General features: G+C 68.7%; 18 protein-coding genes, 2 tRNA genes and 1 pseudogene. 14 read left to right on the top strand and 7 right to left on the bottom strand.

Features of this window, described 5'->3' with window-relative positions; translation table 11 throughout:
• Positions 1-131 precede the first annotated feature (131 nt).
• The 4 genes from ACXJY8_RS22240 to ACXJY8_RS22225 all read left to right on the top strand — a co-directional run bounded on the left by ACXJY8_RS22240 (position 132) and on the right by ACXJY8_RS22225 (position 2043).
• Positions 132-584, top strand: a complete 453-nt coding sequence (locus ACXJY8_RS22240; protein WP_463773880.1) for a BLUF domain-containing protein — start codon at positions 132-134, stop codon at positions 582-584.
• A gap of 364 nt (positions 585-948) precedes the next feature.
• Positions 949-1209 (top strand): hypothetical protein, encoded by a 261-nt coding sequence (locus tag ACXJY8_RS22235; protein ID WP_463773877.1) that lies wholly within the window; start codon positions 949-951, stop codon positions 1207-1209.
• A gap of 51 nt (positions 1210-1260) precedes the next feature.
• Positions 1261-1821: a DUF2059 domain-containing protein gene (locus ACXJY8_RS22230; RefSeq protein WP_463773874.1), complete on the top strand. Its 561-nt coding sequence runs from the start codon at positions 1261-1263 to the stop codon at positions 1819-1821.
• Positions 1822-1857: 36 nt separating this feature from the next.
• Positions 1858-2043 carry a hypothetical protein gene (locus tag ACXJY8_RS22225; protein ID WP_463773871.1) on the top strand — a complete coding sequence of 62 codons (186 nt, stop codon included), beginning with the start codon at positions 1858-1860 and terminating at the stop codon, positions 2041-2043.
• 59 nt (positions 2044-2102) lie between these two features.
• On the opposite strand, the gene ACXJY8_RS22220 is transcribed toward ACXJY8_RS22225, so the two are convergent.
• Positions 2103-2312: a hypothetical protein gene (locus tag ACXJY8_RS22220; RefSeq protein WP_463773868.1), complete on the bottom strand. Its 210-nt coding sequence runs from the start codon at positions 2310-2312 to the stop codon at positions 2103-2105.
• Positions 2313-2507: 195 nt separating this feature from the next.
• Positions 2508-3392 carry an outer membrane protein gene (locus tag ACXJY8_RS22215; RefSeq protein WP_463773864.1) on the bottom strand — a complete coding sequence of 295 codons (885 nt, stop codon included), beginning with the start codon at positions 3390-3392 and terminating at the stop codon, positions 2508-2510.
• A 446-nt stretch (positions 3393-3838) separates the two neighbouring features.
• Between ACXJY8_RS22215 and ACXJY8_RS22210 the strand changes: the two genes are divergently transcribed.
• Positions 3839-4072, top strand: a complete 234-nt coding sequence (locus tag ACXJY8_RS22210; RefSeq protein ID WP_463773862.1) for a GCG_CRPN prefix-to-repeats domain-containing protein — start codon at positions 3839-3841, stop codon at positions 4070-4072.
• A pseudogene (locus ACXJY8_RS22205) lies at positions 4069-5209 on the top strand (IS3 family transposase). Before ACXJY8_RS22210 ends, ACXJY8_RS22205 begins: the two are co-directional and overlap by 4 nt.
• 326 nt (positions 5210-5535) lie before the next feature.
• Here ACXJY8_RS22205 and ACXJY8_RS22200 read toward each other — a convergent pair.
• A tRNA-Gly gene (locus ACXJY8_RS22200) sits at positions 5536-5610 on the bottom strand.
• 266 nt (positions 5611-5876) lie between these two features.
• Here ACXJY8_RS22200 and ACXJY8_RS22195 point away from each other — a divergent pair.
• From ACXJY8_RS22195 to ACXJY8_RS22180, 4 genes are all read left to right on the top strand, one after another.
• Positions 5877-6527, top strand: coding sequence for a Maf-like protein (locus ACXJY8_RS22195; protein WP_463773860.1), 651 nt, complete (start codon positions 5877-5879; stop codon positions 6525-6527).
• Complete coding sequence (locus ACXJY8_RS22190) at positions 6524-6748, top strand: DNA gyrase inhibitor YacG (RefSeq protein ID WP_463773857.1); 225 nt, start codon at positions 6524-6526, stop codon at positions 6746-6748. The genes ACXJY8_RS22195 and ACXJY8_RS22190 overlap by 4 nt, the downstream gene beginning before the upstream one ends.
• A gap of 119 nt (positions 6749-6867) precedes the next feature.
• A tRNA-Phe gene (locus tag ACXJY8_RS22185) sits at positions 6868-6943 on the top strand.
• 352 nt (positions 6944-7295) lie between these two features.
• Positions 7296-7664, top strand: a complete 369-nt coding sequence (locus tag ACXJY8_RS22180) for a DUF4440 domain-containing protein (RefSeq protein WP_463773853.1) — start codon at positions 7296-7298, stop codon at positions 7662-7664.
• An 88-nt stretch (positions 7665-7752) separates the two neighbouring features.
• On the opposite strand, the gene ACXJY8_RS22175 is transcribed toward ACXJY8_RS22180, so the two are convergent.
• The 3 genes from ACXJY8_RS22175 to ACXJY8_RS22165 all read right to left on the bottom strand — a co-directional run bounded on the left by ACXJY8_RS22175 (position 7753) and on the right by ACXJY8_RS22165 (position 9108).
• Positions 7753-8037, bottom strand: a complete 285-nt coding sequence (locus ACXJY8_RS22175) for a hypothetical protein (RefSeq protein ID WP_463773850.1) — start codon at positions 8035-8037, stop codon at positions 7753-7755.
• A 9-nt stretch (positions 8038-8046) separates the two neighbouring features.
• Positions 8047-8328 (bottom strand): hypothetical protein, encoded by a 282-nt coding sequence (locus ACXJY8_RS22170; RefSeq protein ID WP_463773847.1) that lies wholly within the window; start codon positions 8326-8328, stop codon positions 8047-8049.
• 240 nt (positions 8329-8568) lie between these two features.
• Positions 8569-9108, bottom strand: coding sequence for an SAM-dependent methyltransferase (locus ACXJY8_RS22165; RefSeq protein ID WP_463780912.1), 540 nt, complete (start codon positions 9106-9108; stop codon positions 8569-8571).
• Positions 9109-9598: 490 nt separating this feature from the next.
• Here ACXJY8_RS22165 and ACXJY8_RS22160 point away from each other — a divergent pair, with 490 nt between their 5' ends.
• The 4 genes from ACXJY8_RS22160 (at position 9599) to ACXJY8_RS22145 (ending at position 15355) form a co-directional block, all read left to right on the top strand.
• Entirely contained in the window at positions 9599-11116 is a 1518-nt protein-coding gene (locus ACXJY8_RS22160; RefSeq protein WP_463773843.1) for an ATPase domain-containing protein, read from the top strand.
• On the top strand, positions 11113-13167 hold the full coding sequence (locus tag ACXJY8_RS22155; RefSeq protein ID WP_463773841.1) for an ATP-binding protein: 2055 nt from the start codon (positions 11113-11115) through the stop codon (positions 13165-13167). Before ACXJY8_RS22160 ends, ACXJY8_RS22155 begins: the two co-directional genes overlap by 4 nt.
• A gap of 129 nt (positions 13168-13296) precedes the next feature.
• On the top strand, positions 13297-14169 hold the full coding sequence (locus ACXJY8_RS22150) for a transporter (protein WP_463773836.1): 873 nt from the start codon (positions 13297-13299) through the stop codon (positions 14167-14169).
• 181 nt (positions 14170-14350) lie between these two features.
• Positions 14351-15355, top strand: coding sequence for an SDR family oxidoreductase (locus ACXJY8_RS22145; RefSeq protein ID WP_463773832.1), 1005 nt, complete (start codon positions 14351-14353; stop codon positions 15353-15355).
• Positions 15356-15388: 33 nt separating this feature from the next.
• Here the strand turns inward: ACXJY8_RS22145 and ACXJY8_RS22140 are convergent, their stop codons facing one another.
• Positions 15389-16276 (bottom strand): 3'-5' exonuclease, encoded by an 888-nt coding sequence (locus ACXJY8_RS22140; protein ID WP_463780910.1) that lies wholly within the window; start codon positions 16274-16276, stop codon positions 15389-15391.
• Positions 16277-16286 lie beyond the last annotated feature (10 nt).

Here is a 16286-nt window from a genome sequence, read left to right as displayed (position 1 = left end):
ATTAACTCAGCCATCAAACAAGCATATCTGACCGAAAACAATTTTCAGAGGTCCGGCGTTATCGAGTCACCCGGTCGTGAGGGGCAAAAATCTACTCACACAACGCCTGATGGTAGAAACGAAACCCTGCGATGATCCACCAGCTTGTTTATTACAGTCGCAACGTCGTCCTCGGTAACGACCGAGCGATGCTGACGAATTTGCGAGAGATCGTTGCGGCCTCCCAGCGCAACAACAGCCGCGACGGGATCACCGGGTTCCTGATCTTCGACAAGACCTGGTTCATCCAGATCCTTGAGGGTGAGCAGGCCCAGGTGAGCGCGACCTACACCCGTATTGCACGCGATCCGCGCCACACGACGGCAACCATCATGGATGCGCGCAACAGCCCGAGCCGATCCTTCCCCAACTGGACCATGGGCGGCGCCATGCGGACGCCTGAGGTCGAGGAGGTCTATCTGCAGCATGGCATCGGCAGCGCGATCGAACCCACACGCCTGAAGAGCGCGCAGATCATCAACCTCGCCCTGGATCTTCAGGCCTTCGATGCTGCCAAGCGTCAGACGCAGCGCCTTGCCAGCTAGACGCTGACATTCAACCGTCGCGACCTCGGTTCATGGAACATGCAAACGGCGCAGGGCCTGCAAGCCGCTGCGCCGCTCGTTGTGGTCGTCGAAGGGGGGCAAGACGACGACCGCACGTGTGATGCGCCCGAATTCGGGGCGCGGATGTGCGGTTCAGCACGGTCGGGGGACGCGTTCACGCGGCCGGTAGATCGTCTCTTGGATCTCCGCGCCGCTCTCGTCAGCCTCCGAGCTCGCACGACGATGCAGCGCCGCCTTCGCATGGCGCGACTATCGGCGTCCCACGGCTCCCCGTTCGGCTCGGCGTCGACGTCGTCACGCCGATCGGGCTACGGATGACGCCGTCGATATGCAGGAGACCGGAATGGCCGGCGAAGCACCGCGCCCTCAATCGCGACTGGCCCTGGCCATGACGGTGGCCTGCGGGATCCTCATCGCTGGCTTCGGAATGATCGGCTGGCGCTGGTACAGCTACGTGACGTCCGGTGCCTCGCCCTACGACGAGGTGGGCATCGAGGTGAACCGTCGCCTGCCCGCATCCTTACGGTCCTGGGGCTGCGAGCGCATCAAGGATAGGTTTCCCCGCGCCGTCCCACCCTACGGGTGTCAGCCGGGACAGTTCTGACCAGGAAGTGTGATAGCAGTTCGCCGTGGTCGCGTAGCATCGGAGCGCGCGATGCCCGTGATCGGAACAGCCATGCGCATCTCTCGGCTCATCGCTTGCCTTTGCCTCGGGGTCACTCTGCCGTGCGCAGCATTGGCTCAACCTGTGCCCTCACCAGCGGCACCCGCCACGACATCCGACCCGGCCACGCTGAAGGCGGTCCGCGAGGTGGTCATGCAGATGCAGGGCGATCGGACCGCACTCCTGAACGCGATCGCGACCCCCATGGTCGGGATGATGCAGCAGATCGGGATCAAGCGGCAGGACCAGGCGCAGACCCTCGTGCAGGAGGTCGTGATGCCAACCCTGACCGCGCATTACGATGAGCTTCTCGACATCCAGGCCCGCAGCTTCGCGTCGGCCCTCGGGGAGGACGACCTGCAGGCGATCGCGGCGTTCTACGCGACGCCGGCCGGTAAGCGCCTGGTCACGGCGCAGCCGCAACTCGCCCAAGCGCAACTGGCTGGGACGCAGCAGTGGATGCAGTCCGTGATGCCCGAGATGCAGGGCAAACTGGCCAAGGCGATCCAGGCACACGGTTGGACCACGAGCGGCCAGGGAAAGGCACGCTGATATCCCCGGTCATCGAGGTCGAAGAGGAACCGCACCATGACGAGCGATGACAGTGGCGCCCAGGATCGGCGTGAGACGAAGGCCGCCAAACATCTGGAACGGGCGCGCGCTGGAGGCGAGGCCCGAGCCGACTACGACGCGACCCAGCAGGCGACGGAGGACAAGACGGCGCGTCTCAAGGCCCTTCGGCTTGCCAAGGAAAAAGCGGACAAGGGCTCGTAGGGCTCCACGCGTTCACGACGCATCCCAGCGGCGAGCGTTCGCTCTGCATCGATAGGGCCTCAATGGCACCATGGCGCCGCCCCGCACCAGCGCATCGATCTCTGATCGATCGAGCCAGTCGCTTCCGGCTCGCTCCGGTCTGATGCCGCGACGATCGGCTGGCCCGTTCGGTTCGCATCGACGAGCCGCGAGCCAACGAACCCGCCGGAAGCGAGAGCGAAGAGCCACAGGATCAGCCGGCCGGTCTTCTTCATCGAGCGCTTGGTCATACGGTCGAGCGTGGGACGATCGCGGTTAGGAGAACCTTAAAGGGCTCCCCGCGGCTCGCAGGCCACGTCACGGGGTCCCAGGCAGAAGAGAAACGAAAGCGCCTCGAGGATGACTCCTCGAGGCGCGTTACGACGAAAGCGGCCAGGTGATCGGGGCTGGGGACGCTCAGGCCGAACCGAAAAGCCCCATCGATCCTAGTAGGAGCCGAACTTGTAGTTCAGGCCGGCGCGGACGACGGCGAACTCGGTGTCGCGCACCTGACGGCCGCCGCTGACCAGGACGACGCCCGGGCTGGTGGTGGTGACGACGGTGCCGACGTTGTTGACCGCGAAGGCGCCGTTGTTGCGGTTGCCCTGGTCGAGGTTCACGTACAGACCTTCGATCTTCAGCGTGACGGCCGAGGACTTGAAGAAGTTCAGGAACGAGTCGGTGGGGAGCGCGTACTCGACGCCGCCGCCGGCAGCCCAGCCGGTCTGGAAGTCATCACGGCTACGGTTGGTCAGACCGAAGTCACGACCGCCACCCGAACCGTAGGCGAAGCCGCCGGTGCCGTACACGAGGGTGCGGTCGAAGGCGTAGCCGAGGCGACCGCGGACGGTGCCGAAGTAGTCGAGGCCCGAGACGCCGGCCGGGTTGAAGACCTGCTGAGCAGCGACGCCGTTGACACCCGCAACGCTGTTGATGACGTTGAAGCGGTTCCGGTCACGGCCGAAGTCGACGTACTGGGCGTCGGCCTCGACGCCGATCACGACGCCCGAACCCGGGGTGAACTGATAGTTGTAGCCGACCTGACCACCGCCGACGAAGCCGTCGTTGCTCCGGCCGTTCTGGAAGGCGATCACGGCGGTGCCAGCGGGAACCAGCGTGCTGGCGGGGTTCACGCCGATGACGGTCGCCTGGTTGTTGCTGGAGGCGTCGAAGCCGTAACCGGCGTTGAAACCAGCGTAGAAGCCGGTCCAGGTGAACACCGGCACCGGCACGAACACCGGAGGAGCCGCACGGCGCGGAAGGTCAGCGGCGGAGGCGGCGCCGGCGAGGAGAGCCGTAGCGGCGCTGGCGAGGATGAGCGTCTTGATCATGGTCGGTCTGCCGGGGGAGATCTGATGCGCACTCTCGGTGCGGTGTGAAGTGACCTTACAGACAGGGTAGACCTGACCACTAGTGCAGACGCGCAACACTCAGATCAGATTGGTGAAGCCTGGATTGATCCAACACTGCGTTAGGGTTTTACTTACCATATTGTTTGGGGGCGCATAACTCGCAGCCATCCCGTTGGTTCCAAAGAAACACGAGGGCCGTGAAGCCGTAGACGGCCCACCTGCCCCGAGGAGATGAACAGGACGCCGGTCATCGTGCGCGGTGCCTGATCCAGAGCCCCGCCGGCAGGTTTCGTATGGATGCCGCCTACAGCAAAGCCTGAACGGTACGCCGTGGAAGGCGTCAGCCATGGTTCAGCCGATGAGGCGCAGCTTTGATCGGACCGGTCGGTTGAGCAGATGACCGGACGCCAAATGAGGTTCAGGTCATGGTGCGCGTGAAGGCCTTCGGGATCGCTACGGTGATGGCCGCCGGACTCGCTCTGGCAACATCTGCCCACGCGGCCTCCCTTTCATTCGATCCCTACGAAGGGGGCCGCGGTGAGCCCGCCATCGAATTCGTGGCCGGCGGCTGCGGACCCGGCTTTCATCCTGACCTGACCGGCTGGCTTTGGACCGGGCTGATTGAGAGGATCAGCCGGGACCGAAGTAGCTGGACATGAAGCGAGGTCAGAAGACGGGTGCGGAGCAGGTGGTTCTGAAGCTGCGCCAGATCGAGGTGCAGACGGCACAGGGCAAGAGCTTGGCTCTGGCGTGCAAGGAGGCAGAGATCTCCGAGCAAAGCTACTATCGCTGGCGTAAGGAATACGGGGGGCTGCAGATCGACCAGGCACGTCGGATGAAGGATCTGGAGCGCGAGAACGCGCGATTGCGCCGGCTCGTGGCTGATTTATCGTTGGAGAAACAGGTGCTGGCGGACGTCGCCGCGGGAAACTTATAGCCCCGGAGCGACGCCGGCAGGCCGTCGACGGCATTCGTGAGAAGTATGGTCTCTCGGAGCGCCACGCCTGCCGAATCTCGGCCAGCACCGGGGCACGCAACGCTACGTGCCCACGGTACCGGCTGACGAGGATGCGCTGACCCGCGCCATCGTCGCCCTGGCGTCTTCGTCACAGACGCTCTGGCTACCGCCGCGTCGCCGCGCTGCTGCAGGCCGCGGGCTGGCAGGTGGGCAAGGACCGGGGTGAGCGGATCAGGCGTCGCGAGGGGCTCGAGGTCCCGCAAAAGCATCGGCCGCGAAGCCGGTTGTGGTTGAGCGACGGCTCCTCCGTACGGCTGCGGCCGCTCCATTGCAATCACGTCTGGAGCTTCGACTTCGTGCAGGGCCAGACCCACGACGGGCGAAGCCTGCGTATCCTGACGCTGATCGACGAACACAGTCGCGCCTGCCTGGCGCTCAAGGTCGCGAGGCACATCAACAGCCTGGGCGTGATCGAGGCCCTGGCCGATGCGATGTGCTGCATGGCATCCCAGACAACATCCGCTGCGACAACGGCCCAGAGATGATCTCGAAGGCTTTGCGGAAGTGGGTCGCCAAAACCGGCCCGCAGATCCAGTACATTGCACCAGGATCGCCGTGGGAGAATGGCTACTGTGAGAGCTTCAATGGCAAGCTGAAGGACGAGTGCCTACGCCAAGAAATCTTCTACTCGCTGAAGGAGGCACAGACCGTGATTGGGATCTGGCAGAATACCTACAACCGCGTTCGGCCGCATTCGTCCTTGGGCTACCGGCCGCCCGCGCCTGTCACCTTCCCGGATCTGGCCTTCCGGCTACCCCTGACCGCTACCATGCAGTAGCCTCTCACTCGGCTCGGTCCAAAATACCGGTCAGGTCAATTCACGACCTAGTGTGTGGTTGTGGAGCCCACCGCGATGTTCATAAAACGCGAATTTCATTTCAATTTCATTTCTTTGACCGGCGGCACCGGAATCATTCGCAAACGGACGAACCCATACCTTCAACGGTCGGATCGGCAGGATTGCTTAACGCTCAGAATTACGCAGCAAATCAAAAGGCCGGCCGCCTCGTACTGTTGTACAATGGTTGTACGGAGCGGAACGGAACCCCGTCTGATGCACCCGGGACGCAACACCTAACTAGCTACAAATGCTGAATTTTCTAATGGAGCGGGCGATCGGGATCGAACCGACGACATTCAGCTTGGGAAGCTGACGTTCTACCACTGAACTACGCCCGCCCGACGCGGACCGGTGGCCGCGGCGGTGGCCTGTGCGGCCACGAGCGGGACCATACCAGACCCGCACCCATTGTCCACGGGCCTTGAGCCACGCGGCCCTCGTCCCCGTCCTGGCCCCGCCCCGAGGGCGCGTTCACAAGGCCGGGGCTTTCCGCTAGGTTCCGCCCGCTTTTCCGGCGGGGTCGGTCCGCGCGCAGGGCGTGGCGCGGCCATCCGCCGATCCATCCCCCTCACAGGACACCTGTTCTCCCCATGACGGCCCGCACGTGACGATCACCGACGACATTCCGGCCCAGGGTCGCAGCGCCCGCCTGATCCTGGCCTCCGCCTCCCCCCGGCGCCTCGCGCTCCTGCAGCAGGTGGGCATCGAGCCTGACGCGCTCCTGGCCGCGGATATCGACGAGACGCCGCGCAAGTCCGAGACCCCGCGCGAGCTCGCCCGGCGCCTCGCGCGCGAGAAGCTCGCGGCGGCCGGAGCCGCCGCGCGGCGCCGGGACGACATGCGGGATGCCTATCTCATCGCGGCCGACACCGTCGTGGCCGTCGGGCGCCGGGTGCTGCCGAAGGCCGAGTTGCCCGACGAGGCGGCCGATTGCCTGCGCCTCCTCTCCGGGCGCCAGCACCGGGTCTACACCGCCGTCTGCCTGCTCACGCCCCAGGACGTGCGCCGGGAGCGGGTGGTGGAGACCCGGGTCCGGTTCAAGCGCCTGTCGGCGCGCGAGATCGAGGCCTACCTCGCCTCCGACGAGTGGCGCGGCAAGGCCGGCGGCTACGCCATCCAGGGACTGGCGGGCGCCTTCGTGGTGAAGCTGGTGGGATCGCACAGCGCCGTGGTCGGGTTGCCCCTCTACGAGACCGTGAGCCTGCTCGACGGCGAAGGCTTCCCGGTCCGCGGCGCCTGGGGAGGGGCGGCATGAGCGATCCCGACAGCGGCCGCCGGCGGGCGGGCCCTCCCAAGCCCGATCCCTGCCCGATCTGCGGAAAGCCGCCCGAGCCCGGCTTCGTGCCGTTCTGCTCGGCCCGCTGCGCCGACGTGGATCTCGGGCGCTGGCTCACCGACCGCTACGCCATCCCGACCGTGGAGGACGAGGACGAGGATGCCGACGGCATCGGTCCCCGCCCGGACCGGACCGGCTGAGGGCCCCGATCCGCCGGTCAAATCGCTCCGCAAATCTCTTCGCAATCCAGGCTGGACAGCCCGCAATCCACCCCCTATACCCCCGCTCCAGCCGGTGCCGCTCACGCGAACCGGCCGAGGCCCAGGTAGCTCAGTTGGTAGAGCATGCGACTGAAAATCGCAGTGTCGGCGGTTCGATTCCGTCCCTGGGCACCATTCTCCTGACGCGCCATCCGAGCCCGGAAACGTCAGTCGATCCAGATCCTTACGATCGGTCGACCGTGGGTTTGCGGTGCGCCTCGGGATCTCCCTGACCCTTCCTTTGCCGACGGGGCTTCGAGCTGCCCGCCGGCGCGTTCGGGAAGCAGGCACATTCCGCTGGCGTGACGGCGGACGGGTTCGCGCCCGCGGCGCACGGCGCCGTGCCGCCGCCTTCGTCCTCCCCCGGACGCGCCGATCCGAGCCGGGCGATAGCCGGGCCGCATGGGGCTCCATCGCTGCGCGCGAGGGAACGAACCGCGCGCAAGGGGCGTCATCCTTCGACTCTGCGAAGGTGAGGAGACTGCCCATGGACGATGATCGCGTTTGGTCGTTCGAGAAGAGCCTGTGGACCGGGGACGCGGACCATTACCGCGAGCTGGTCGATGACGAATGCCTGATGGTCCTGCCGCATCCGCCCTTCGTGCTCAGCGGCACGCAGGCGATCGAGGCGGTGGCCGCCACGCCGCGCTGGTCGACGATCGAGATCGCCAAGGGGCAGATCTCGCGGCCCCAGGAAGGCCTGATCGTCATCGCCTACAACGCCAAGGCGTCGCGCGACGACGAATCCTACGAGGCCAACTGTACCTCGACCTACCGGCGGATCTCGCACGAAGTCTGGCGCGTCGTGCAGCATCAACAGACGCCCCCCCTCGCGATCCCCGCGGTCAACGACTGAGTCGCCCGGACGTCGCTCGGATCGGCCAACCGCAAGCCAGAGGGTGTTCCGCGCCGGGCGGAACACCCTCTGCGCCGTATCGGGGCGATCAGCCGGGCGGCGTGCCGTCAGCGGCGTGCAGGGCGTGCATTCCCAGCATCACGCTCTCGACTACCGCCCGGGTGTATTCCTCGATCAGGGCCTCCGGGGTGCCGCCATCACGCAGCGCCCGGGCCTCGTCCTGCAGGCGCAGGCCGATCGACCCGATCAGGTCCTGGACCTCGGGGGCTTCCGCCCCCTGGCCCCGCATCCGGGCCGCCAGAGCCTCGGCATGGGCCCGTCCGGCCGCGAGGCCGCGGGTTCGCCAGGCGGCCCGTTCCGCGTCGTCGGTCATCGTCCCGCCTCAGCCGGCGCCATAGCCGCCCTTCTCGTTCGTCGGGTGTCGGCTCGGCGAGTGGTCGTCGTAGCCCCCCGTTTCCGGGCCGGCGTCGCGGGAGGGCGTGACCCGGCCGGGCGAGGTCGGGCCAGCCCCGGCCGGATCGTCGCTGACCCGGGGTTCGACCAGGGACCTGCCCTTGGGTGGCGAAACCCCGTCCCTGGACGGCGAGGTCCCGTCCGCAACCGAGGGCGCCCTGCCCCCGGACGGGTCGGCGTGGGCCTGCGTCGGCGTCGTGTCCGAACTCATGGTGCCGTCTCCGGTTCGTCTCTCAACCAAGGGAAGAGGCCGCCGAGGCTCGGGTTCCATGCGGCGGGGACGCGAGGGGAACCGGGAGCCTCGATGCAGGGCGCGAGAACACCCGCGGCCGCCGGTTTCCACCCTGACGGCGACCGCCATCGTCGTCGCCGACCTGATCGGCGTCGGCCTCTTCACCGGCCTGGGCTTTCAGGCCAGCGACATCCCGTCCGGCCTCGCAGAGCGCGGCGCCTAGGCCGCGCGCAGGATGTCGAGGCGGTACTGGTCGGTTCGGGCCTGCGTCAGGACCCGCGCGTAGCCGCGCGCCCCGGCGATGAAGCCCTCGGCGGCCTCGTCGCCCGACAGGGGGTAGTGGGTCACGCCGAGCCAGTGCACGAGCACGATGTCCGCCTCGGGCTGCAGCGCGCCCCCGACCCGTGCCACGAGGCGGTCGAGGTCGGTCCGATCGAGGTAATAGGCGACCTCCGAGATCAGGATCAGGTCGAAGCGGCCCTCCGGCCAGTCGCCCGGAACCGCGTTCAGCCGGAAGCGCGCGTTCGGACAGTCGGCGCAGCGGAGCCGGGCTTGATCGAGGACCGACGGCACCACGTCGAGCCCGAGCAGCGCGTCGCAGCGGGGGCAGAGCTGATGCGTGAAGACACCGATCGAGCAGCCCACCTCGAGGGCCGAGGCGTAATGGTCCCGCGGCAGGGCCGCGAGGGTGGCGGCGTACTTGTCCCGCTCGTAGGCGCTGCTCGCGAAGCGCCAGGGATCGGGGTCGGTGGCATACATGCCCCGGAAGTACGCGGTATCGAGGGTCTTCGGTCGCCGGCCCGTCGGGGCCTCGGCCGGTGCGGCATGGTCCGTCTCGGCGCTCACGGAATCCCCTGTTCCCAGCATCGCCGACACCACGATCCCGCCGCCGGTCTGCAGCAGGCGGCGGCGCAACGGCATTCGCGTCTCGATCACGATGGGCCTCGGCAGGTCCGTCGGCATGTCAAAGCAACCTCACGCGGCTGGGGCAGTTCCGGAGCGGCGCCTGCGACCGGTCGGCGGGCTCGCCGGGGCGGGCGCGACGGGCCCGGGTGTGGATATCCTCCGGCCGCGCGTCCGGATGCCGGCATCGCCCGGGCGGGCGGTCGACGAGGCCGCACCGCGGCTTCCTGACAAGCACGTCGGGAGCCGCTACGGTCGCGCGTTGATCGGCCCGAAGAAACAGGCCTGAAGAAATGGGCCCGAAGAAATGGGCCTGAAGCGTTGGGCCCGAGGAACGGTGGGGTTGATGAGCAAGCAGGGATCGGAGACGGCACCCGTGGTGGGCGCCCGCGTCTCCACCGGCGTTCCCGGGTTGGACGACATCCTCGGCGGCGGCCTGACCGGAAGCCGCCTCTACCTGCTGGAGGGGACGCCGGGCACCGGCAAGACCACCCTGGCGCTGCATTTCCTGCGCGACGGCCTGGATCGCGGCGAGCGCACCCTCTACGTGACCCTCTCGGAGACCGCCGACGAACTGACGGCGGCGGCGGCCACCCACGGCTGGTCCCTCGACGGCATCGAGGTCTACGAACTCGTCAACGAACTCGGCCTCGACCCCGACAGCGAGCAGTCCATCCTGCATCCCTCCGAGATCGAACTCGGCGAGACCGTCACGGAGGTCATCGCCCGGGTCGATGCGGTGAAGCCCGCCCGGGTGGTGTTCGACAGCCTCTCCGAACTCCGCCTCCTCGCCCAGAGCCCCCTGCGCTACCGGCGCCAGATCCTCGCCCTCAAGCAGTTCTTCGCCAAGCGCGCCTGCACCGTGCTGATGCTCGACGACCGCACCTCCGAGACCGGCGACGTGCAGCTCCACAGCATCGCGCACGGCGTCATCTCCCTGGACCAGACCACGCGCGAGTTCGGCTCGGAGCGCCGGCGCCTCCGCGTGGTCAAGATGCGCGGCATCAAGTTCCGCGGCGGCTACCACGACCTCGTCATCGAGACCGGCGGCCTCCAGATCTTCCCGCGGCTGGTGGCCGCCGAGCATCGGGCGACCTTCGATGCCACGGGCAAGTCGACGGGCTCGCCCGAACTCGACCTGCTCCTCGGCGGCGGGCTCGTCCCGGGTACCAACACCCTGCTGATCGGGCCCTCCGGCGTCGGCAAGACCACCACGGGCATCGCCTGCATGCTGGCCGCCCTGACGCGGGGCGAGACCGCGACCTACTACCTGTTCGACGAGGGCCTCGCGACCCTGCTCACCCGGGCCGCCATGCTGGGCATGGACCTCACGCCCCACATCGCGGCGGGTCACCTGACGATCACCCAGATCGACCCGGCCGAACTCTCGCCGGGCGAATTCGCCGCCATGGTGCGCCGGGCCGTCGAGGAGCGCGGCTCCACCTTCGTGGGCGTCGACAGCCTCAACGCCTACCTGCACGCGATGCCGGGCGAGGATTTCCTCATCCTGCAGATGCACGAGCTCCTGAGCTACCTGAACCAGAAGGGCGTCACGACCCTGCTGGTGCTCGGCCAGCACGGGATCGTCGGCGAGGTCCGCAGCGACGTCGACCTGAGCTACCTCAGCGACTGCATCGTGCTGTTCCGCTTCTTCGAGGCCAAGGGCGAGGTCCGCACAGCGATCTCCGTGGTCAAGAGCCGCGTCAACGCGCACGAGCGCAGCATCCGCGAGTTGCGGCTCGGGCCCGAGGGCCTGCGCGTCGGCGAGGCCCTGGGCGATTTCCAGGGCGTGCTGACGGGCCTGCCCGCCTATCACGGCCGCGTCGCCATGCTCTCGGGCGCCTCCGACGGCGGGGCCACGTGATCGGGGCAGGCCCCCTCGAGGAGCGCGTCCTCGTCCTGGCGCCGCGGGGGCGGGACGCTGCCGTGATCGTCCAGGTGCTGGCCGGAGCCGGCGTCGCGACCGAGGTCTGCGCGGATGCGGCGGCCTGGGTGGACGGCCTCCGGGACGGGGCCGGCACCGCGCTGGTCACCGAGGAGGCGCTGCCCGAGGGCGACGAGGGCCCGCTCTTCACCTGGCTCGAGGCCCAGGCCCCGTGGTCGGACTTTCCCTTCGTGGTCCTCGCCACCCGCCAGGCCGGCCGTCGCCCGACCCGCGCGGCCGACCTTCTGGAGCGCCTCGGCAACGTCGTCCTGCTCGAGCGCCCGATCAATGCCGAGACCCTGGCCAGCGCCGTGGCCTCGGCCCTGCGCGGCCGCCGCCGCCAGTACCAGGCCCGTGCCTATCTGGGGGAGCGCGAGCGGGCCCAGGCGCTGCTGCGCCAGGCGAACGAAGGCTTGGAGATGCGGGTCGCCGAGCGGACGCGGGAGGTCGAGACCGCCCGCGAGACCCTGGCCTTCGCCCTCGATGCCGCCGGACTGGCCTCCTGGGACGTCGATCACGTCACCGCCACATCCCGGCGCTCGCCCCGCTTCGATGCGGTCTTCGGCTACGCGGCTCCGGGGCGCGACTGGGACCGGGAGACCTTCCTCGCCCACGTCGCGGAGGAGGACCGGCACGCCGCCGAGGCCGCCTTCGCGGCCGTGCCCCATACCGACCGGCTCGAGCTCGAATGCCGGATCCGGCGCACCGACGACACCGTGCGCTGGATCGCGATGCGCGGCCAGGTCAAGCGGGACGAGGCGGGGGTTCCGATCCGCACCGCCGGCATCCTGATGGACCGGACCGACCAGCGCGTCACCGAGGAGGCCCTGCGCCAAGCCCAGAAGATGGAGGCGATCGGGCAGCTCACCGGCGGCGTGGCGCACGACTTCAACAACCTGCTCACCGTCATCGTCGGCGGCCTCGACATGATCCTGCGCCGCCCCGAGCAGATCGACCGGGTGACGCGGCTGGCGGAGGCCGCCATGGGCGCGGCCCGGCGCGGCGAGCAGCTGACCCAGCAGCTCCTGGCCTTCTCGCGCCGGCAGATGCTGCGCCCCCAGACCCTCAACCCGAACCGCCTGCTCCTCGAATTCAGGCCGCTCGCCGAGCGCGCGGCCGGCGGCGCGGTCGAGCTCGCCTTCGAGCTCGACCCGGCCCTGGACCCGATCCGCATCGACCCGGCCCAGTTCGAGGCCGCGGTGCTGAACCTGATCGTCAACGCCCGCGACGCGATGGAAGGCAGGCCCGGCCATGCCCGGGTCGCGGTGACGAGCCGCAACATCCACCTCGGGACCGCGGCCGTGGCCGACCGGGGCGTGCCCCCCGGCCCGTACATCGTGGTCACGGTCACGGATACCGGCGCCGGCATCTCGCCGGACCGTCTCCAGCGGGTGTTCGAGCCCTTCTTCACCACCAAGGAGGTCGGCAAGGGCACGGGCCTCGGCCTCAGCCAGGTCTACGGCTTCACCCGCAGTGCCAAGGGCTTCGTCGACATCGCCTCCGAGGTCGGGGCCGGCACCAGCGTGCGGCTCTACTTCCCACGCTCCACCGACCCCGCCGGCGAGGAGCCGAACGCCGCGCCGATCGGCAGCCTTCCGCTGCGCCGCGCCGACGAGGGCGAGACCGTCCTGCTGGTGGAGGACGACGAACAGGTGCTCGGCATGGCCGTGGAGAGCCTGGAGGAGCTGCGCTACCGGGTCATCGTCGCCCGCAATGCCGCCGAGGCCCTGGACCACCTGAAGGGGGTCGGGCGCATCGACATCCTGTTCTCCGACGTGGTGATGCCCGGGGGCATGAACGGCTCGCAGCTGGCGGCGGAAGCGCAACGGGTGCGCCCCGGCCTCAAGGTGCTGCTCACCTCGGGCTACGTCGCCAACCTCGACGAGGGCCAGGTCATCGGCCAGGGCGAGCTGCCGGTGCTGAACAAGCCCTATCGCCGCGACGAACTCGCCCGCTCCCTGCGCCTCGTCCTCGGCGGCGGACGGCCCTGACCCGCCGCCTGTGTTGCGCCCGGGCGACGCCGGCCCCGCAACCGTGCGTTCCCGGCACGGGAAGCCCCCCGAAGGCGCGCCGGCATGCCATGAGAGCCCGGGGACGATGGCCTGGTTTTGGACCGCAGCATGACGACAGCAGGGTTACTCCGGACGACGTACCGCGCGGCGGCCGCCGCCCTCGCCCTCGGGATGGCCGGCACCGCCGCGGATGCCGGCTCCTCGGCCCAGCCGGGCCAGACGGTGGGGCAGCCGCCGGGCGCGCCGCTGCCCGTGGGCCTCTACTTCATCGACACGTCGAGCTTCGGCTCGCGCGACACCCGCCCGCGCGGGACGGATTCGAACATCAACCTGCCGTCCTTCATCTGGGCCACGCCGGCCGAGATCGTCGGGGGACGGCTGCAATTCGTGGTGCTGCAGCCGATCACGGCTTCCAGCACCCAGGGCGCCGCCTACCAGAGCGGGTTCGGCCAGACACTCCTCGCCGCGCAGGTCGCCTGGAAGCTCGGACACGACCTCAACTTCAGCTACCTCCTCGGCGCCTATCTCCCGAGCGAGACCAAGATCGTCATCCAGAATCCCGTGCTGCACCAGCGCTTCGCCATCACCTATAACGGCGACGGCTGGAACCTGACCGCCAACTTCCTCTACGGCACCTTCTTCGACACGCGCTCGTCGAGCGGGACCTTCTACCCGGACTTCCTCAACCTCGACCTCACGGCGACGAAGCATTTCGGCAAGTGGGAGGTCGGGCCGGTGGCCTTCGGCTCGACCGACCTGCCCACCACCAACCCGGCCTATGCGCGCCAGGGCCAGTTCGCGGTGGGCGGCCTCGTGGGCTACAATTTCGGCCCCGTGAACCTCCAGGCCTACGTCACCCGCGACGTCGTCCAGCGCAACTACGCCGGCTTCGAGACCCGCGGATGGTTGCGGGCCACGGTGCCGATCTACCAGGACAAGAACGAGCCTGCCGAGACGCGGCCCATCCTGCGCAAGTTCTAGGCGGGTTCCCGGCAAGGTTTTGGATAGATCTCGTCCAGATCCTGGCAAGCTTCAGGCTAGTTCGAGACCGCCGCTCGCCTGTGCGAAATGCGCGCAATTCGACACTGCACGCAACGGGCGGCCGATCCGTGCGTCTTCCTTTCGCCGGTTGCTCACTCCGGTTCGCCGAGGAGTTCGACGCATGAAGCACAAGCCCCTGCAGGATCAGGTCATCGTTATCACCGGCGCCTCCAGCGGCATCGGGCTCGCCACCGCCCGGATGGCCGCGCGGCGGGGCGCCCAGGTCGTGCTGGCGGCGCGCAGCACCGACGTGCTCGCCCGCGTGGTCGACGAGATCACGGCGGAGGGCGGCCACGCCGTCGCGGTGACGGCGGATGTGGGCCGGCGTGCGGACGTGCAGGCGATCGCCGACGAGGCGCGGGCGAGCTTCGGCGGGTTCGACACCTGGGTCAACGTCGCGGGCCTGACCGTCTACGGCCCCTTGAGCGAGATCGACCAGGCCGATCACGAGCGGCTGATTCAGACCAATCTCTGGGGCACGGTGAACGGCTCCCTCGTGGCGGTGGAGCACCTGCGCCGGCACGGCGGGGCGCTGATCAATGTCGGCAGCGTCGCGTCCGACCTCGCCTTCCCGTTCCAGGGCCTCTACGCCACCTCCAAGCACGCGGTGAAGGGGTTCACCGACACCCTTCGCATGGAACTGATCGCCGAGGGCGCACCGGTCTCCGTCACCCTAGTCAAGCCGGCCTCCATCGACACGCCGCTGCCGAACCGGGCGCGCAACTACATGGACCGCGAGCCGACGCTGCCCCCGCCGATCTACCCGCCCGCCGAAGTGGCCAACGCCATCCTGCACGCCGCCGTGCATCCGCAGCGGGACATCTTCGTGGGCGGCGGCGGCAAGATGTTCGTGATGGGCAAGGAGTTCGTGCCCGGCGCCTACGACGAGCTGGCCCCCGCCATCATCGCCCTCCAGAAGCGCTCGGAGGCACCCCGCGACCCGAAAGGTGCCCTGCATGCCCCGGTCCGGGCCGGCGAGGAGCGCGGCGACCCGCCGATCTACGTCATGCGCACGAGCGCCTACACGCGTGCCACGCTCCATCCGCTGACCACCCTGGCGATCGCCGCCGGCCTGGCGACGGCAGGAGCCCTGGCGCTCGGGCGCCGGGCGAAGCGGCCCCTCTGAGGCGGCCTTCCCCAGGGGGAGGATGGGGTCGCCTCAGGCTTCCGGATTGGTCCGGATGGAGAAGCGGTCGCGGGCGGTGATCCGGTCGGCCACGAGGTCGTGGACCTCGCGCTGGTAGATTTCCCGACACAGGAACGCGCGCTCGAGGTCGAGGCGCTCCTCCTCGATGTCGATGTACCAGCAGCGCCGCCGGCCGCTCCAGCGGTAGCTGCGTCCCTTCAGGACGTCCTTGGTGGCGATGGGCGAGCCGGCGGCCCAGACCCGCACCGTCGGTTTGCGGGCGGTCTCGAGCAGGCAGGACAGGGCGAGGCGCCCGGAGGTCTTCAGGGGCGCCGCGAGCAGCGCCAGCAATGCCTGGCAATCGTCGATGGCGCGGTGGCCGTTGTGGAAGTAGCTGTAGTCGATCAGCAGGTAACCGAGCTTCAGCCCCTCGTGGCCCTCGTCGCGCCAGGGCACCTGGTGGCAGGAGCAGGCCCAGTTCTTCTCGGCGAAGACCGGCCAGCGGGTCTCGCACATCTGGCGGTCGAAGCTGGCATTGTGGGCGATCACCACGGCGGCATCGGCAGCCATGGCCGCCACGGCCGCGTCGTCGATGCGCTGCCCGGCCACGTCGGCGTCGCCGATGCCGGTCAGGCGCGTGATCTCGGGCGGGATCGGCCGGCCGGGGTCGTGGAGCTGGTTGAGGGTGTCGAGCACCCGGTAGACCCGTCCGCTCGCACCGTACTCGAACTTGATCATCCCGAGTTCGATCACCGTATCGCGGGTGTGATCCACCCCGGTGGTCTCGGTGTCGACGATCAGGCCGATGAAGGTCGGCTCGTCCGGCCGTGCGGCATCGTCCGCGAAGGGTCGGATCTGGCGGAGCACCCGATACGCGCCCGTGGTCTCGAGGGCGTCTGCGATCGTGTCGAGGGCGTGCATCGATGCCACA

It is taken from the genome of Methylobacterium sp. TK31 (assembly GCF_055361545.1).
Note: the sequence above shows the minus strand (reverse complement) of the source record. Positions and strands in the feature narration are given on the sequence as shown.